Source organism: Streptomyces durocortorensis (assembly GCF_016901035.1).
GTDB classification, from domain to species: Bacteria; Actinomycetota; Actinomycetes; order Streptomycetales; family Streptomycetaceae; genus Streptomyces; species Streptomyces durocortorensis.
Window position 1 is genome coordinate 23,255 of the sequence record NZ_JAFEUF010000039.1, and the last position, 17,010, is coordinate 40,264.

General features: G+C 70.9%; 17 protein-coding genes. 10 read left to right on the plus strand and 7 right to left on the minus strand.

Going from position 1 to position 17,010, the window contains the following annotated elements:
- The first annotated feature begins 56 nt into the window (after positions 1-56).
- Complete coding sequence (gene moaA / locus JS521_RS10900; protein WP_205082522.1) at positions 57-1,046, plus strand: GTP 3',8-cyclase MoaA; 990 nt, start codon at positions 57-59, stop codon at positions 1,044-1,046.
- Positions 1,047-1,049: 3 nt separating this feature from the next.
- On the opposite strand, the gene JS521_RS10905 is transcribed toward moaA, so the two are convergent.
- Both JS521_RS10905 and JS521_RS10910 read right to left on the minus strand, forming a co-directional pair.
- Positions 1,050-1,316, minus strand: a complete 267-nt coding sequence (locus JS521_RS10905; protein ID WP_205082523.1) for a hypothetical protein — start codon at positions 1,314-1,316, stop codon at positions 1,050-1,052.
- Between the two features lie 241 nt (positions 1,317-1,557).
- Positions 1,558-1,935: a DUF3099 domain-containing protein gene (locus JS521_RS10910; protein ID WP_205082524.1), complete on the minus strand. Its 378-nt coding sequence runs from the start codon at positions 1,933-1,935 to the stop codon at positions 1,558-1,560.
- Between the two features lie 201 nt (positions 1,936-2,136).
- Here JS521_RS10910 and JS521_RS10915 point away from each other — a divergent pair, with 201 nt between their 5' ends.
- A complete protein-coding gene (locus tag JS521_RS10915) occupies positions 2,137-2,415 on the plus strand; it encodes a GlsB/YeaQ/YmgE family stress response membrane protein (RefSeq protein WP_200736005.1) in 279 nt (92 codons plus the stop codon).
- An 80-nt stretch (positions 2,416-2,495) separates the two neighbouring features.
- Here JS521_RS10915 and tyrS read toward each other — a convergent pair whose 3' ends face one another.
- The 3 genes from tyrS to JS521_RS10930 all read right to left on the minus strand — a co-directional run bounded on the left by tyrS (position 2,496) and on the right by JS521_RS10930 (position 6,828).
- On the minus strand, positions 2,496-3,767 hold the full coding sequence (tyrS, locus tag JS521_RS10920; protein WP_205082525.1) for a tyrosine--tRNA ligase: 1,272 nt from the start codon (positions 3,765-3,767) through the stop codon (positions 2,496-2,498).
- A 60-nt stretch (positions 3,768-3,827) separates the two neighbouring features.
- Positions 3,828-5,222, minus strand: coding sequence for a metallopeptidase TldD-related protein (locus JS521_RS10925; protein WP_205082526.1), 1,395 nt, complete (start codon positions 5,220-5,222; stop codon positions 3,828-3,830).
- An 82-nt stretch (positions 5,223-5,304) separates the two neighbouring features.
- Positions 5,305-6,828: a TldD/PmbA family protein gene (locus tag JS521_RS10930; RefSeq protein WP_205082527.1), complete on the minus strand. Its 1,524-nt coding sequence runs from the start codon at positions 6,826-6,828 to the stop codon at positions 5,305-5,307.
- A gap of 238 nt (positions 6,829-7,066) precedes the next feature.
- On the opposite strand from JS521_RS10930, the gene fabG reads away from it, so the two are divergent.
- The 3 genes from fabG to JS521_RS10945 all read left to right on the plus strand — a co-directional run bounded on the left by fabG (position 7,067) and on the right by JS521_RS10945 (position 9,115).
- Positions 7,067-7,786 (plus strand): 3-oxoacyl-[acyl-carrier-protein] reductase, encoded by a 720-nt coding sequence (gene fabG / locus JS521_RS10935; protein ID WP_097884898.1) that lies wholly within the window; start codon positions 7,067-7,069, stop codon positions 7,784-7,786.
- Between the two features lie 5 nt (positions 7,787-7,791).
- The gene (fabI, locus tag JS521_RS10940) at positions 7,792-8,559 is read left to right on the plus strand and encodes an enoyl-ACP reductase FabI (RefSeq protein ID WP_205082528.1); all 768 of its coding nucleotides are present in this window, start codon (positions 7,792-7,794) and stop codon (positions 8,557-8,559) included.
- A gap of 184 nt (positions 8,560-8,743) precedes the next feature.
- Positions 8,744-9,115, plus strand: coding sequence for a hypothetical protein (locus JS521_RS10945; RefSeq protein WP_205082529.1), 372 nt, complete (start codon positions 8,744-8,746; stop codon positions 9,113-9,115).
- 52 nt (positions 9,116-9,167) lie between these two features.
- On the opposite strand, the gene JS521_RS10950 is transcribed toward JS521_RS10945, so the two are convergent.
- Positions 9,168-9,842, minus strand: coding sequence for a FadR/GntR family transcriptional regulator (locus JS521_RS10950; RefSeq protein ID WP_205082530.1), 675 nt, complete (start codon positions 9,840-9,842; stop codon positions 9,168-9,170).
- A 139-nt stretch (positions 9,843-9,981) separates the two neighbouring features.
- Between JS521_RS10950 and JS521_RS10955 the strand changes: the two genes are divergently transcribed.
- The 4 genes from JS521_RS10955 to JS521_RS10965 all read left to right on the plus strand — a co-directional run bounded on the left by JS521_RS10955 (position 9,982) and on the right by JS521_RS10965 (position 12,414).
- Positions 9,982-11,301, plus strand: coding sequence for a CynX/NimT family MFS transporter (locus tag JS521_RS10955; RefSeq protein WP_205082531.1), 1,320 nt, complete (start codon positions 9,982-9,984; stop codon positions 11,299-11,301).
- Positions 11,302-11,318: 17 nt separating this feature from the next.
- On the plus strand, positions 11,319-11,435 hold the full coding sequence (locus tag JS521_RS37185) for an SGM_5486 family transporter-associated protein (RefSeq protein ID WP_007446146.1): 117 nt from the start codon (positions 11,319-11,321) through the stop codon (positions 11,433-11,435).
- Positions 11,436-11,596: 161 nt separating this feature from the next.
- On the plus strand, positions 11,597-11,803 hold the full coding sequence (locus tag JS521_RS10960) for a hypothetical protein (RefSeq protein ID WP_205082532.1): 207 nt from the start codon (positions 11,597-11,599) through the stop codon (positions 11,801-11,803).
- A 92-nt stretch (positions 11,804-11,895) separates the two neighbouring features.
- Entirely contained in the window at positions 11,896-12,414 is a 519-nt protein-coding gene (locus JS521_RS10965) for a SixA phosphatase family protein (protein ID WP_205082533.1), read from the plus strand.
- 117 nt (positions 12,415-12,531) lie between these two features.
- Here the strand turns inward: JS521_RS10965 and serB are convergent, their stop codons facing one another.
- Positions 12,532-13,827 (minus strand): phosphoserine phosphatase SerB, encoded by a 1,296-nt coding sequence (gene serB, locus JS521_RS10970; protein WP_205082534.1) that lies wholly within the window; start codon positions 13,825-13,827, stop codon positions 12,532-12,534.
- Between the two features lie 402 nt (positions 13,828-14,229).
- On the opposite strand from serB, the gene JS521_RS10975 reads away from it, so the two are divergent.
- The gene (locus JS521_RS10975; RefSeq protein ID WP_205082535.1) at positions 14,230-16,860 is read left to right on the plus strand and encodes an ABC transporter ATP-binding protein/permease; all 2,631 of its coding nucleotides are present in this window, start codon (positions 14,230-14,232) and stop codon (positions 16,858-16,860) included.
- The last annotated feature ends 150 nt before the right edge of the window (positions 16,861-17,010 follow it).

The following is a 17,010-nucleotide window of genomic DNA, read 5'->3' on the forward strand; positions in this document are numbered from 1 at the left end:
CGGTGGTAGCAGAAAGCAGAGAAGAGCGACCGCACCCCCGGGGGGAGGGATCCACCATGCTCATCGACACCTTCGACCGGATCGCCACCGATCTGCGCGTGTCACTCACCGACAAGTGCAACCTGCGCTGCACCTACTGCATGCCCGAAGAGGGCCTCCAGTGGCTCGGCAAGAGCGAGCTGCTCTCCGACGACGAGATCGTGCGCCTGATCCGTATCGCCGTCACCTCGCTCGGCATCACCGAGGTCCGCTTCACCGGCGGCGAGCCCCTGCTGCGCCCCGGCCTCGTCTCCATCGTCGAGCAGTGCGCCGCGCTCACCCCGCGCCCCCGGATGTCGCTCACGACCAACGGCATCGGACTCAAGCGGACCGCCACCGCCCTCAAGGCCGCCGGGCTCGACCGGGTCAACGTCTCGCTGGACACCCTGCGCCCCGACGTCTTCAAGACCCTCACCCGCCGGGACCGCCACAGGGACGTGCTGGACGGCCTGGAGGCCGCCCGCGAGGCCGGGCTCACCCCGGTGAAGGTCAACTCCGTCCTGATGCCCGGACTCAACGACGACGAGGCGCCCGAGCTGCTCGCCTGGGCCGTCGCCAACGACTACGAGCTCCGTTTCATCGAGCAGATGCCGCTCGACGCCCAGCACGGCTGGAAGCGCGACGGCATGATCACCGCCGGCGACATCCTCGCCTCGCTGCGCACCCGCTTCACCCTCACCGCCGAGAGCGACGCGTCCCGCGGCTCCGCACCCGCCGAGCGCTGGACCGTCGACGGCGGCCCGCACCGCGTCGGCGTGATCGCCTCCGTCACCCGCCCGTTCTGCCGCGCCTGCGACCGCACCCGGCTCACCGCCGACGGCCAGGTCCGCACCTGCCTCTTCGCCCGCGAGGAGACGGATCTGCGCGGGGCCCTGCGCGGCGACGCACCCGACGAGGAGATCGCCCAGCTCTGGAAGACGGCCATGTGGGGCAAGAAGGCGGGGTCCGGACTGGACGACCCGACCTTCCTGCAGCCCGACCGCCCGATGTCGGCGATCGGCGGCTGACGCTCAGGCGTCCCGCGAGCCCTCGGGGCCGGGCCGGCCGGACTCCCAGTCCTTCAGCGCCACGACATCCTTGAGGAAACCCCGTACACCGAGGAACGAGGACAAGTGCTCCCGGTGCTCGTCGCAGGCCAGCCAGGTCTTGCGCCGCTCGGGCGTGTGCAGTTTGGGGTTGTTCCAGGCGAGCACCCACACAGCGGCGGCCCGGCAGCCCTTGGCGGAACAGAGCGGGGCACCGGTGGGACTCTCGGCGGACGTCTCGGGAAAGATCACATCATCCAGCCTAAGCCAGTGCTCCGCGGGCCAAGTCAGGTGCTCCGCGAGCTTCCTGACGCATCCCCGGCCGGAGAAAGGGCGACGCCGAGCAGCCACGGGGGGAGCTGCCCGGCGTCGGTCCGTCGCTCCGACGGGGGATGCGGAGCGCTCTAGAAGTATGTCACGGGGACCGGGGTACGGTGCACCGGAACGTCATGATTGATCTGAGCTTTTCCTGAGCTTCGCGGGACGTGCGGGCTCAGCTGTGCTCATGGGGCGGCGGCACCCGGCCGGACGGCCCCTGGCCGTCACCGGACTCCGCCCGACCGGCCACCGGGGCGGCCTCCAGAGTCGGCCGCATCGGCATCGGCACGAACGTCGTCGGCAGTGAAGTCGCGTTCTCCCGACCGGCGTTGGCGATGACCACCGCGACGTACGGCAGCAGCACGCCCAGGACGAGCGCCACGATCGCCACATGCCGCTCAACGTTCCACAGCACCGCGGCCAGCACCACGGACACCGTGCGGACCGACATCGAGATCACATAGCGTCGCTGTCGGCCGCGGACGTCGTCCGTCAGCCCCTGACGGGCGCCCGTGATCCGGATGACCTCCGAATCCGCGTTCTTCCGCAGCATGCTCCACCACCAGATGTCGTCGCCGGACGCTCACGGACCGGGCCGCATCCACGGTACGCCCGCTCCGCGCCGGACAGGCGACCGGGGCCCGCCCGACGGGTGAGACCGGCCGTCCCCCGGACGGCCCAACCGGGCATGCGCCGCCCGGACGCCGGGCCGAGACTGGGCGGACGCGCACTCCGCGCCGTACGAGGAGGCGAAATGAGCTGGTTGTGGGCAATCATCGTGGGTCTGGTCCTCGGTGTCATCGCCAGAGCGATCCTGCCCGGCAAACAGGACATCCCGCTCTGGCTGACCGCCGTGTTCGGCATCCTCGGCTCCATCCTCGGTAACGCCGTGGCCGGCTGGATCGGCGTCGAGGACACCAAGGGCATCGACTGGATCCGCCATCTGCTGCAGCTGGCGGGCGCCGTGGCGGTCGTCGCCGTCGGCGACATGGCCTGGCAGAAGATCCGGGGCGGCCGCAGTCAGAGAACCTGACCGGCAGCACAGGACGCCGCGGCCGGACACGCGAGGAAAGCGTGTCCGGCCGCGGCGTCGTGCGTGGTGCCCGGGGTGAATCAGCCCGCCGGGCTGACCTCCACGGCCGCCAGGTTCTTCTTGCCGCGGCGCAGCACCAGCCAGCGCCCGTGCAGCAGCTCCCCGGCGTCCGGCGCGACCTCGCCGTCGACGACCTTCACGTTGTTCACGTAGGCGCCGCCCTCCTTGACCGTACGGCGGGCCCCCGACTTGCTCGGCGCGAGACCGACCTCCACCAGCAGGTCCACCAGCGGACCCAGCTCGGCGACGGTGGCGTGCGGCACCTCGGACAGGGCGGCGCCGAGCGTCGCCTCGTCCAGCTCGGCCAGGTCGCCCTGGCCGAACAGCGCCTTCGACGCCGCGATGACCGCCGCGCACTGCTCCCCGCCGTGCACCAGCGTCGTCAGCTCCTCGGCCAGCGCGCGCTGCGCGTTGCGCGCCTGCGGCCGCTCCTCGGTCAGCTGCTCCAGCTCCTCCAGCTCCTCACGGCTCTTGAAGCTGAGGATGCGCAGGTACCGCGAGACGTCCCGGTCGTCCACGTTCAGCCAGAACTGGTAGAACGCGTACGGCGTCGTCATCTCCGGGTCGAGCCAGACGGCGCCGCTCTCGGACTTGCCGAACTTCGTCCCGTCCGCCTTCGTCATCAGCGGCGTCGCCAGCGCGTGCACGACCGCGCCCGGCTCCAGGCGGTGGATCAGGTCGATGCCCGCGGTGAGGTTGCCCCACTGGTCGCTGCCGCCCTGCTGGAGGGTGCAGCCGTGCCGGCGGTACAGCTCCAGGAAGTCCATGCCCTGCAGCAGCTGGTAGCTGAACTCGGTGTAGCTGATGCCCTCCTGCGACTCCAGCCGCCGGGCGACCGAGTCCTTGGTGAGCATCTTGTTGACCCGGAAGTGCTTGCCGATGTCCCGCAGGAACTCGATCGCGGACATGCCCGCGGTCCAGTCCAGGTTGTTGACCATGGTCGCCGCGTTCGGGCCCTCGAAGGTCAGGAAGGGCTCGATCTGCCCCCGCAGCCGCTGCACCCAGGCGGCGATGGTCTCCGGGTCGTTCAGCGTGCGCTCGGCGGTGGGCCGCGGGTCACCGATCTGACCCGTGGCCCCGCCGACCAGCGCGAGCGGCTTCAGCCCGGCCTGCTGGAGCCGCCGCATGGTGAGCACCTGCACCAGGTGTCCCACGTGGAGGCTGGCCGCGGTCGGGTCGAAGCCGCAATAGAAGGTGACGGGACCGTCCGCGAGAGCCTTGCGCAAAGCGTCCTCGTCAGTGGACTGGGCGAACAGCCCGCGCCACTTCAGCTCGTCGACGATGTCCGTCACGGTTCCGGTGCTCCTTGTGCCTGGTGGGGATGTACAGATGTACGGGTCAGTCTAGGCGGGTCATACGCCCGGGCTGACCGAGCTCATGTTGAAGTCGGGGATGCGCAGCGCGGGCATCGCGGCCCGGGTGAACCAGTCGCCCCACTCGCGCGGCAGCGTCTTCTCCGTACGCCCGGCCTCGGAGGCCCGCGACAGCAGGTCCACCGGCGACTCGTTGAACCGGAAGTTGTTCACCTCGCCGACCACCTCGCCGTCCTCGACCAGATAGACGCCGTCCCGGGTCAGCCCGGTCAGCAGCAGCGTCGCCGGGTCCACCTCGCGGATGTACCAGAGGCAGGTCAGCAGCAGCGCCCGCCCGGTCGTCGCGGCGACCATTTCCTCCAGCGACTTCTCGCCGCCGCCCTCCAGGAGCAGGTTGTCGATGCCCGGGGCGACCGGGAGGCCGGTCAGCCCGGCCGAGTGCCGGGTGGTCGTCAGCCGCTCCAGCTTCCCGTCCCTGACCCAGTCCGTCGGGGCCAGCGGCAGCCCGTTGTCGAAGACGGAACCGCTGTCGCCGGAGGAGTGCGCGATCACGAACGGCGCCGACTCCAGACCCGGCGCGTGCGGGTCGCTGCGCAGGGTGAGGGGGAGCGGAGCGAGCTGCTCGCCCAGCCGCGTCCCGCCGCCCGGCGTCGAGAACACCGTCCGGCCTTCCACCGCGTCCCGTGCGGCCGACGACCACAGCTGGTAGATCAGCAGATCCGCCACCGCGGTCGGCGGCAGCAGCGTCTCGTACCGGCCGGCCGGCAGCTCGATGCGCCGCTCCGCCCAGCGCAGCCGCTGCGCCAGCTCCGCGTCCATCGCCGCCGGGTCGACATCCTTGAAGTCCCGGGTCGCCCTGCCCGCCCACGCCGAGCGCGTACGGTCCGGGGACTTCGCGTTCAGCTCCAGCGTCCCGTTCGGCTGGTCGTGGCGCAGCCGCAGCCCCGTCGACGTCCCCACGTAGGTGGAGGTCAGCTCGTGGTTGGCGAAGCCGTACAGCTCGCGGCCCCCGTCCCGGGCCCGCGCGAAGGCGTCGCCGAGCGCAGGGGCGAAGTCCGCGAAGACCTCCGAGCCGGTCTCGGCGGGCGCGTCCGTGAAGTCGGGGGAGGAGGGCACCCCGCTCACCAGCGGCTGCGCGTCCTCCGCCGGACCCGCGCCCCGGGCGGCGGCCTCGGCGGCCCGCACCAGCGGCTCCAGGTCGTCGGCGGTCACGGCGGACCGGGAGACGACGCCGGAGGCCGTTCCCTCGGCCCCGTCCACGGTCGCGATGACGGTCAGGGTCCGGCCCCGGGTCACCCCGTTCGTGGTGAGAGCGTTGCCCGCCCAGCGCAGATTGGCGGAGGACTGCTCGTCGGCGATGACCACCAGACCGTCCGTGGTGGACAGCTCCAGGGCCCGCTCGACGATCTCGTACGGCTTGCTGACGCGGCTCATCGTCCGGCCTCCTGCGTCGTATTGAGACTGTGCTTACCCGGGGGGCGACCCCCGGACCCCCAGCCGATTCCGTGGTCGCCGCTCATCGTCCGGCCTCCTGCGTCGTATTGAGGATGTTGACGCCCCGGAAGAGGGCGGAGGGGCAGCCGTGCGAGACCGCCGCGACCTGGCCCGGCTGGGCCTTGCCGCAGTTGAAAGCGCCGCCCAGGACGTACGTCTGGGGGCCGCCCACCTTCTCCATCGAGCCCCAGAAGTCCGTGGTGGTCGCCTGGTACGCCACATCCCTCAGCTGTCCGGCGAGCCTGCCGTTCTCGATGCGGAAGAACCGCTGCCCGGTGAACTGGAAGTTGTAGCGCTGCATGTCGATGGACCACGACCGGTCGCCGACCACGTAGATCCCGCGCTCGACCCCGCCGATCAGGTCCTCCGTGGACAGCCCGCCCGGATCCGGCTGCAGCGACACGTTCGCCATGCGCTGTACGGGGACATGACCCGGCGAGTCCGCGTACGCGCAGCCGTTGGAGCGGCCGAGCCCCGTCAGCTTCGCGATGCGGCGGTCCAGTTGGTAGCCGACGAGCGTGCCGTCCTTCACGAGGTCCCACGACTGCGCCTCGACGCCCTCGTCGTCGTACCCGATGGTCGCGAGCCCGTGCTCGGCCGTGCGGTCGCCGGTCACGTTCATCACGGGGGAGCCGTACGCCAGCTTGCCCAGCTGGTCGAAGGTGGCGAAAGAGGTCCCCGCGTACGCCGCCTCGTACCCCAGCGCCCGGTCCAGCTCGGTGGCGTGGCCGATCGACTCGTGGATGGTCAGCCACAGGTTCGACGGGTCGACGACCAGGTCGTACGCCCCCGCCTCGACGCCCGGCGCCCGCATCTTCTCCGCCAGCAGCCCGGGGATCTGCTCCAGCTCGGCGTCCCAGTCCCAGCCGGTGCCGGTCAGGTACTCCCAGCCCCGGCCCACCGGCGGCGCGATCGTGCGCATCGAGTCGAATTCGCCGGTCGTGCCGTCCACCGCGACGGCGGTGAACTGCGGGTGGATCCGCACCCGTTGCTGCGTGGTGACGGTGCCCGCCGTGTCCGCGTAGAACTTGTTCTCGTGCACGGTCATCAGGGACGCGTCCACATGCGCGACGCCCTCCGCGCCCAGCAGCCGCCCGCTCCACTCGGCGAGCAGCGCCGCCTTCTCCTCGTCCGGTACGGAGAAGGGGTCGACGTCGTACGCCGAGACCCAGGTCCGCTCACCGTGCGACGGCTCCTCCGCCAGCTCCACCAGCTCGTCCGAGCCGGCGGCCGCGATCACCTTCGCCGACAGCTTGGCCATCGCCACGGCCTGCGAGGCCACCTTCGCGGCCGCGTCCATCGTCAGGTCCACGCCCGAGGCGAACCCCCAGGCTCCGCCGTGCACCACGCGCACCGCGTACCCGAGGTCCGTGCTGTCCGACGCCCCGGCGGGCCGCGCGTCCCGCAGCCGCCAGGTGGCGCTGCGCACCCGCTCCAGCCGGAAGTCGGCGTGCGTCGCGCCGAGGGCCCGCGCTCGGGCGAGCGCCGCGTCGGCCAGCGCGCGCGACGGCAGGGCCAGGAATGACTGATCTACCTCGTGGGGCACAGGGAGTTCCCTTCTCGATACACGACGGCAGTGAACCACGCCGGAGGGTGACCGCACCGGGGTATATCGGGGACGCGTGGGCGGACCACGCATCGGCGCGGACTGTAGGAACCCGACAGCACCCCGGACGAGCCACTGTCAGGGCCCGATTCCCCGATCGGCGCACGGTACCGATAGGTTTTCGACGTACCCGACCGTCCGGGAACACGTACCAGACCGCCAAGGAAAGGGTGATCCGTTGAGCCGCTCGGTTCTCGTCACCGGAGGAAACCGGGGCATCGGCCTCGCCATCGCCCGCGCCTTCGCCGACAACGGCGACCAGGTCGCGATCACCTACCGCTCCGGCGAGCCGCCCCAGGCCCTCACCGAGGCAGGCGTCCTCGCGGTCCGCTGCGACATCACCGACGCCGAGCAGGTGGAGCAGGCCTACAAGGAGATCGAGGAGAAGCACGGTCCCGTGGAGGTGCTGGTCGCCAACGCCGGCATCACCAAGGACCAGTTGCTGATGCGGATGTCGGAGGAGGACTTCACCTCCGTCCTCGACACCAACCTCACCGGCACCTTCCGGGTCGTCAAGCGCGCCAACCGCGGCATGCTGCGCGCCAAGAAGGGCCGGGTCGTCCTGATCTCCTCCGTCGTCGGCCTCCTCGGCTCGGCCGGTCAGGCCAACTACGCCGCCTCCAAGGCCGGGCTGGTCGGCTTCGCCCGGTCGCTGGCCCGTGAACTCGGTTCGCGGAACATCACCTTCAACGTCGTCGCCCCCGGTTTTGTCGACACCGACATGACCCAGGCGCTCACCGAGGAGCAGCGCAAGGGCATCGTGGCCCAGGTGCCGCTCGGCCGCTACGCGCGGCCCGAGGAGATCGCCGCCGCCGTGCGCTTCCTCGCCTCCGACGACGCGTCGTACATCACTGGAGCCGTCATTCCCGTTGACGGCGGATTGGGCATGGGTCACTGATCACCATGAGCGGAATTCTCGACGGCAAGCGCATCCTCATCACCGGGGTGCTGATGGAGTCGTCCATCGCGTTCCACGCCGCGAAGGTGGCCCAGGAGCAGGGTGCCGAGGTCATCCTGACGGCCTTCCCCCGCCCCACCCTGACCGAGCGCATCGCCAGGAAGCTGCCGAAGCCGGCCAAGGTCATCGAGCTGGACGTGACCAACCAGGAGCACCTGGACCGGCTGGCCGGCCTGGTCCGCGAGGAGCTCGGCTCGCTCGACGGCGTCGTCCACTCCATCGGCTTCGCGCCGCAGGACGCGCTCGGCGGCAACTTCCTCAACACCCCGTTCGAGTCCGTCGCCACCGCGATGCACGTCTCGGCGTTCTCCCTGAAGTCGCTGGCCATGGCCTGCAAGCCGCTGATGAGCGAGGGCGGCTCGATCGTCGGCCTCACCTTCGACGCCCAGTACGCCTGGCCGCAGTACGACTGGATGGGCCCGGCCAAGGCCGCGCTGGAGGCCACCTCCCGCTACCTCGCCCGCGACCTGGGCAAGGACGGGCTGCGCTGCAACCTGATCTCCGCCGGGCCGATCGGTTCCATGGCCGCCAAGTCCATCCCGGGCTTCACGGAGCTGGCCGATGTCTGGAACCACCGCGCTCCGCTGGCGTGGGACATGTCCGACCCGGAGCCGGCCGGCCGCGGCATCGTCGCCCTGCTCTCCGACTTCTTCCCGCGCACCACCGGCGAGATCATCCACGTCGACAGCGGCGTGCACATGATGGGCGCCTGACCGCGCCACCCCTGCGTTACGGCCCCCGGCCGCGTACCCCTCCCGGTTCCTCGGAGGCGGTACGCGGCCGGGGCCGTTTCACGCTCCGTGGCCGCCCGCTGCCGCTCCGGTCGAAAAGTCCGCCGATCCACCGCAGAATAGGGAGGAACCGGACTTCTGGTCAGGCTGCGGGAGGGAGACTGCTGTGCGCCCCACGCGCCGACGAACCCGTCTCCTCCTGGCCGCCCCGGTGGCCGTCGCCGCCCTCGCCGTGCCCCTGGGAGTGCACGCCGCCAGGGGAGCCGACTCCGGTACGGAAGCGGCGCCCCCGAAGCCCGAACCGGCCGGCTCGGAGTGCCGTACGACCGTCGAGGGATCCCGGGTCGTCGCGTACTGCCACAACCCGTACCCCTCCGTCGACCTGGTCCGGCTGCACACCGAGTGCGACCGGTGGTGGGACGTCGACGCGGACGGAGCGGTGGTCGCGGTGGAGCCCGGCCGGACCGTTCGGCTGGAGGACCGCTGCTGGAAAGAGGTCGCCACCGCCTGGGTCAGCCACCGCCCCGCGCCCCTGTGAGCGGGTTCCGGGGGACGGGGCAGGCTCGGTCCGACCGGCTCCCGGGGGATGGTCAGACCCGGTCCGTCAGGCAGTGCAGCGCGTGGCTCGCCGCCTCTGCCGCCGCCGTCTCCGCGTCCCCGGCGCGGATCGCCTCGACCAGCCGGCCGTGGTCCATGTGGTTCTCCGGCCGCAGTTCGGGGCCCACGTCGCCGCGCAGATAGTCGCGCAGCAGATCCCCGAGGTCGGCGTAGAGCTCGGTCAGGACGTCGTTGTGCGAGGCGGCGACCACCGCCAGGTGCAGCGTCGCGTCCGCCGCCACGAACGCCTCCGCGTCGCCGGATGCCCAGGCCTCCTCCCGGCGCGCCATCAGCGTGTCCAGCTGCCGCAGATCCCGGTCGGTGCGCCGGGTCGCCGCCAGCCGGGCCGCCGACGACTCCAGCGTCGAGCGCAGCTCCGCGACATGACGGGGGTCCGCCGCCGCGAACCTGCGGTGCATCACCCCGGCCAGCTCGCTCGTGGCGATCACATACGTGCCGGAGCCCTGCCGGATGTCCAGCAGCCCGTTGTGCGCGAGCGCCCGCACGGCCTCGCGGACGGTGTTGCGGGCCACGCCCAGCTGCTCGACCAGCTCGGGCTCGGTCGGGATCCGCGATCCGACCGGCCACTCGCCCGAGGTGATCTGATTCCGCAACTGGGCGATCACCTGGTCGGAGAGTGCCGAACGCCGAGGAGACGTCAGCGCCATGGTGCTCCTTGCTCGTGGGCTGTGAGATCCGGGCCGGATTGTCTCCCGGATTCTCTCAGCGGATGCGGGGCCCCGGGGATCCCTCGCGGGATCCTCCGGGATTGGACAATCAATCATCCCATGATTCTATGATGGCTCCATGCCGGACGACGAGACACAGACCCCGACCCTGAACCGCGGCCCCGCCGCGCGCCCGTCCCACGACACCCGGGCCCAGTCCCACGGCACCGGGGCCCAGCAGCTCCCCGGTGCGGCCGAGGGGCCTGCGCCCTGGCTGCTGCGCCTCATCGCCGTGGGACTCGTCCTGGCTGCGCTCAACCTCCGCCCCGCCATCACCAGCCTCGGCGCCCTCCTCGAAGAGGTCCGCGAGGGCCTGCACATGAGCGGCAGTGTCGCCGGAGTCCTCACCTCTGTACCGCCGCTCTGCTTCGCCGTCTTCGGCGTGATGGCGCCGCGTCTCGCCCGCCGCTTCGGCGCGGGCGCCGTCGTCTGCGCGGGCATGGCCGCCATCGCGGTGGGCCTGGTTGTCCGCCCGTACATCGGCTCCACCGCCGGGTTCCTGGCCGCCAGCGCCCTGGCCCTGATGGGCATCGCCGTCAGCAACATCCTGATGCCGGTGATCGTCAAGCGCTGGTTCCCCGACCGCGTCGGCACCATGACCGGCCTCTACTCCATGGCCCTGGCCCTCGGCACCGCCCTGGCCGCCGCCGTCACCGTCCCCGTCACCGGGGCGCTGGGCGGGAACTGGCAGGCGGGTCTGGTCGTCTGGGCCGTGCTCGCCGCCGTCGCCGTGCTGCCCTGGATCGTCCTCGTACGCGACCGCACCCCCGCTCCCGGCCAGCCCGGCCCGGTCGCCGCGAACGCCGCTGAGGCGCCCGCCCTGCGGATCACCCGCAGCCGGACCGCCTGGGGCCTCGCCTGCTTCTTCGGGCTCCAGGCCACCGCCGCGTACATCACCATGGGCTGGATGCCGCAGATCTTCCGCGACGCCGGGGTCTCCGCGGGCACGGCCGGACTCCTGCTCGCGGTCACCATGGCGATGGGCGTCCCGCTCGCCTTCGTCATCCCCCGGGTCGCCTCCCGGCTCAAGCAGCAGGGCCCCATCGTCGTCGTCCTCGGCCTGTGCGGCCTGATCGGCTACGGCGGCCTCTACCTCGCACCCGCCGCCGGAGCCTGGGCCTGGGCCCTGCTCCTCGGGGTCGCCAACTGCGCCTTCCCGCTCGCCCTCACCATGATCGGCATGCGGGCGCGGTCCGGTGCCGGCGTGGTCCGGCTCTCCGCCTTCGCCCAGTCCACCGGCTACCTGCTCTCGATCCCCGGCCCGCTGCTCGTCGGCGTGCTCTACCAGCACAGCGGCGGCTGGGGGCTGCCGATCGCCCTGATGGCGGGCCTCATGATTCCCCAGATGGTGGCCGGGATCCTCGCCGGCCGGGACCGGACGATCGAGGACGAGTGCTGAGATGCGACACTGACCTCATGCCAGTGCTCGATCCGAATCCCCAGAACGGCCAGAAGAAGCTTCTCCTCGTGTTCGGGGCGATGCTCCTCATCACCGTCGTCATCGGCGTGATCGCCACCATCGCCTCACCCTGACGCCCGAGGACCCGGTGGATCCCGCACGCGGGGGTGGGGCCAGCCCCACCCTCCCCTAGGGGGCCAGGGTCAGGGTGGAGTGGGTGGGTCACCGGATGGGGCCTGCCGCCCCCGGTCGTTAAGTTCTTCGGTAACGACCCGATGACTTGACGGAGGCGGACATGCCGGCACCGACGCACACCAGGTCCCACCGACCGGCCGCGGACGGTGTCGAGATCCGGCTGCCCTGGTGGGCCGTAGCCCTGCCTGCCGTGGCGTTCGCCGCGCTGCTGCTGATGATCCTCAGCCCCGGACAGGCCCACGCCGCCACCGACGACCCCGCGCTCGGACACCTGATCGAGCGCACCCTCCAGCTGTTGTTCCGTTGAGCCGAAGCCGCCCCGGACCAGCACGCCAACTCCCCGGACGAGCCCGTCAACACCCTGCGCCAGAGGCCGCGTTTCATGCGAAGCTGAGGTGTATGAGCGTCGAGACACCTCGCAGGATCGTCCTTCTCCGGCATGCCAAGGCGGAATGGTCACAGGCTTCCGATCATGAGCGGCCACTGGCCGAGCGCGGCCGGAAGGACGCGCCCGTGGCCGGCCGCAAGCTCGCCGATTCCGGCATCGATTTCGATCTGGCCCTCTGCTCCAGTGCCGCCAGGACGCGGGAGACCTGGAAGCTGGCGGTCCATGAATTCGCCCATCGCCCCCGGACCGTCTATGAGGAGAGGCTGTACGAGGCCTCCCTCGGCGAACTGATCGCCCTGTTCAACGAGACCCCGGACGAGGTGCGCAACCTCCTGGTCATCGGCCACAACCCCGGGATGCACGGGGCCGCCGACGCCCTCTCCGGCTCGGCCGAGGGCGACACCCTGGCCCGGATGACCCGGGACGGTTTCCCCACCGCCGCCTACGCCGTGGTGGAGTTCCCGGGCTCCTGGAAGAGCGTGGAGCACGGGGCGGGCAAGCTCACCGAATACTGGACACCGAACGACTGAGCACGTACAGGACTGCTGAGCGCGTACAGAACCGCTGAGCACGCGCAGAACGACCGAGCGGACGCACAGGGCCCCCCGCACCACATCGGTGCCGGGGCCCTGCACGCTCGGACCGGCTCAGTCGACGAGGCCGTCCGCCGCCTCGACCTCTTCACGGGTGATGCCGAGCAGATAGAGCACGGTGTCCAGGAACGGCACGTTCACCGCGGTGTGCGCCGCCTCGCGGACCAGCGGCTTGGCGTTGAACGCGACGCCGAGCCCGGCGGTGTTCAGCATGTCGAGGTCGTTCGCCCCGTCCCCGATCGCCACCGTCTGGGCCAGCGGCACCCCCGCCTGCTCGGCGAAGCTCCGCAGCAGCCGGGCCTTGCCCGCCCGGTCCACCACCTCGCCGACGACCCGGCCGGTGAGCTTGCCGTCCACGACCTCCAGGGTGTTGGCCGAGGCGAAGTCGAGGCCGAGCCGCTCCTTCAGGTCGTCCGTGACCTGGGTGAAGCCGCCGGAGACGACACCGACCTGGTAGCCGAGCCGCTTCAGCGTACGGATCAGGGTGCGGGCGCCGGGGGTGAGCCGTACCTCGGTACGCACCTTGTCCACCACCGAGGCGTCCAGACCGGCCAGTAGCGCGACCCGGGCGTGCAGCGACTGTTCGAAGTCCAGCTCGCCGCGCATCGCCTGCTCGGTCACCTCGGCGACCCGGTCCTCGCAGCCCGCGTGCGCCGCGAAGAGCTCGATCACCTCGTCCTGGATCAGCGTGGAGTCGACGTCCATGACGACCAGCCGCTGGGCACGTCGGCTCAGCCCGGCCGAGACCACCGCGACATCCACGCCGATCTCCGCGGCCTCGGTCGCCAGTGCGGTCCGCAGCTCCGCCGTCCCGGTCCCCGACACCGCGAACTCGACAGCGGTGACCGGGTACTTCGCCAGCCGGAAGATGCGGTCGATGTTCCCGCCGGTCGAGGTGATGGAGGCCGCTATGGCGGCGGTCGACTCCGCGGTGAGCGGGTGCCCCAGCACCGTCACATGGGAACGGCCGGTACCACGGGGCCGGTTGTCGCCGATGCCCGAGATGATCTCGGCCTGCAGCTTCAGGGAGTCGGCCCAGCTGTGCACGGTCGCCCGCAGATCGCCCTCGGTGGTCCCGCCCGCCGTGGGCGCGGTGACCAGGGCGCACAGCACGATGCGGCCACGGGTGACGACCTGCTCGATGTCCACGACGTCCACCGCGTACGCGGCGAGGGTGTCGAAGAGGCCGGCGGTGATGCCGGGACGGTCCTTGCCGAAGATCTTGACGAGCAGGGTGGGGGCGTCGCCGCCCGGAGGGGGCCCGTCGCCGACCCCGTCGTCCCGACGGTGCTCAGGGGGCTCAGAGGGCTCAGGAGACGAGAGGGGCTGAGGTGGCTGAGGTGCGCTCATGGTGTTCCCACCGTATCGGTCCGGCCGTCCCCTCCGGCCGCCCGTCCCGAGTGCCGGACGGGAACCGTCGACGTGGCCTTCCCGTGGTGCCGGACGCGAGTACGGGCCCGGGGAGCGGAAAGCCACCGATCTGGCCGGTACGGATCTTGCGCTCGGAGGCACCGGCTGCCTCGTATCCGCCGTTATGCCCGCACTGAAGATTCTCTGATCGGTAATCAGCGCTTCATCCCGACTTCTTCTGCTCCACTCCCGTTTCGCCCCCCGGTATCGGGGTGTTCGCGCGGGTCTCCCCGCGCTCTTCACCCGCCCGACTTTCGGATCGGGGACTGGTCCTGGAATAGTTCCCCACGATGTTCAGCATCCCTAGACTCCCTGCGACGGGGGTAACACGGGGGACAACTAGTGGGGCGCGGAGTGCCGGAACTCGTACTGGAATTGAATGGCAGCACCTGGACGCTCGATCCGTCCAGGTCGTACACCCTCGGACGTGATCCGCAGGGCGACCTGACGATCGACGACGCCAGAGTGTCGTGGCGGCATGCCACGATCAGCTGGAACGGCCGCAGTTGGTCCATCGAGGACCACGGCAGCACCAACGGCACCTATGTGCAGGGCCGGCGGATCCAGCAGGTGGAGATCGGCCCCGGCTCGGTGCTGCACCTGGGCAACGCCACCGACGGCCCCCGGGTGAGCCTCAGCCCCGCCGGGGTCGCCGGCGGTCAGGCGGTCGGAGCCCAGCAGGCTCCCCAGCAGCAGCAGCCCCAGGGTGCTGGCGCGGGCTGGCAGGGACACCAGGCCCCCGCCCAGCACCAGGCCCCTGCACAGCACCAGGCCTGGCAGCAGCCTCAGCCGCAGGCCGGGCACCAGCAGGCCGCACATCAGCAGGCCGGACACCAGCAGGCGCCTCAGCAGCAGTTCCCGCACCAGCAGCCCGCGCACCAGAACGTGCCGCACCAGCAGAACCCCGGGCAGCAGGGCGGACCGGGACAGGGCGGTGCCGCGGGGGCGCCGCCGGTCTACGGCGACCGCAGCCCCACCACGTTCCACCAGCTGGCCCTCGGCCGGGTCATGCGCATCGGTCGTGCGCTGGAGAACGAACTGGTCGTCTCCGACCTCCAGGTCTCCCGCAACCACGCCGAGTTCCACGCGACGCCCGACGGCCGCTTCGAGATCCGCGACCTCGGCTCGCACAACGGCACGTACGTCAACGGTCAGCCGCTCCACAAGTCCGGCTCGGCGCTCATCGGCCCGAACGACATCGTCGGCGTCGGCCACTCGACGTTCCGGCTGGTCGGGGACCGGCTGGAAGAGTTCGTCGACACCGGTGAGGTCTCCTTCTCCGCCCGCCACCTCACGGTGACGGTCGACGGCGGGAAGCAGATCCTCAAGGACGTCTCCTTCGGCGTCCCCGAGAAGTCGCTGATCGCGGTCATCGGCCCGTCCGGCTCCGGAAAGTCCACCCTCCTCAAGGCACTCACCGGCTACCGGCCCGCCAACCAGGGTGACGTCCTCTACGACAACCGAAACCTGTACAAGCAGTTCGCCGAGCTGCGCCAGCGCATCGGTCTGGTCCCGCAGGACGACATCCTGCACAAGGAACTGACCGTCGCCAAGGCCCTCAAGTACGCGGCCAAACTCCGCTTCCCCTCGGACACCACCGAGGCCGAGCGCCAGTCCCGGATCACCGAGGTCCTCGCCGAGCTCAAGCTCGACATCCACAAGGACAAGAAGATCACCTCGCTCTCCGGCGGCCAGCGCAAGCGCGTCTCGGTCGCCCTGGAGCTGCTCACCAAGCCCTCGCTGATCTTCCTGGACGAGCCGACCTCCGGTCTCGACCCGGGCATGGACCGCGACGTCATGCAGCTGCTGCGCGGCCTCGCCGACGACGGCCGCACGGTGCTCGTGGTCACGCACTCGGTCGCCGAGCTGGCGATCTGCGACAAGCTCCTCGTGATGGCGCCCGGCGGTTCCGTCGCCTACTTCGGTCCGCCGGAGGAAGCGCTGAACTTCTTCGGCTACACCAGCTGGGCCGACGTCTTCTCCGCCTTCGAGAACTACCGCGACTACGACTGGGCGGGCCGCTGGCGCGGTTCGCAGCACTACCAGATGTACGCCGCCGACATCGACGCGGTCGCGGCCCAGCCGGTCAACATGCCGCCCCCGCAGCAGATGCGCCCGCCGAAGCCGCAGACCTGGGGCACGCAGCTGTGGACCCTGGTGCGCAGGTACGTCTCCGTCATCGCCTCCGACAAGGCGTTCCTCGGCCTGATGGTGGCGCTGCCCGCGGTGATCGGTGTGCTGAGCGCGGTCATCCCGGCGGAATTCGGACTGGCCGCGCCGACCCCGCCGAACAAGTTCAACCAGAAGTCCGGAATGATCCTGCTGATCCTCGCGGTCGGAATCTGCCTGGCGGGATCGGCCAGCTCCGTACGAGAACTGATCAAGGAACGGGTCATCTACGAACGGGAACGGGCCACCGGCCTCTCCCGCTCGGCCTACCTGGCGTCCAAGGTGATCGTGCTCGGCGTGATCACCGCCTTCCAGGGCGTCATCCTCTGCGCCATCTGCTTCGCCGTCCGCGACCTGCCGGCCGAGGGCCTGTTCATGCCTCCGGCCGTCGAGCTCTGTCTCTCCATCGTGGCCCTCGGGTTCACCTCGATGATGTTCGGCCTGATGATCTCCGCCCTGGTCAAGACCTCCGAGATGACCATGCCGCTGCTGGTGATGTTCGCGATCGTCCAGCTGGTCTTCACCGGAGTCCTCTTCCAGGTGTACGGCACGCCCGGCCTGGAGCAGCTCACCTGGCTGATGCCGTCCCGCTGGGGCGTGGCCGCGGCCGGCACCACGCTGGACCTGGCCCACCTGATGCCGCCGTGGGATCCGAAGAACCCGACCGACCTCGACCCGCTCTGGGAGGCCACGGCGACCCAGTGGGGGATCAACATCTTCGTACTGCTGGTGATCGCTCTCATCTGCGCCGTCGCGGTTTCGCGCCTGCTGCGCCGCCACGAGCCCGAGGTCATGCGCAAGTAGGGCCGCCCGGCCCGTACGGAACGACGCCCGGGGGGCCGGGCCCCCCCCGGGGGGGGGCCCCCCCCCGGGGGTATGGGCGGGGGAACCCGCCAGCCCGGGCGGGGGAGGCTATGAGCTGAGGCGCGGCGGCGGGGCCCCGCGGATGGGGGG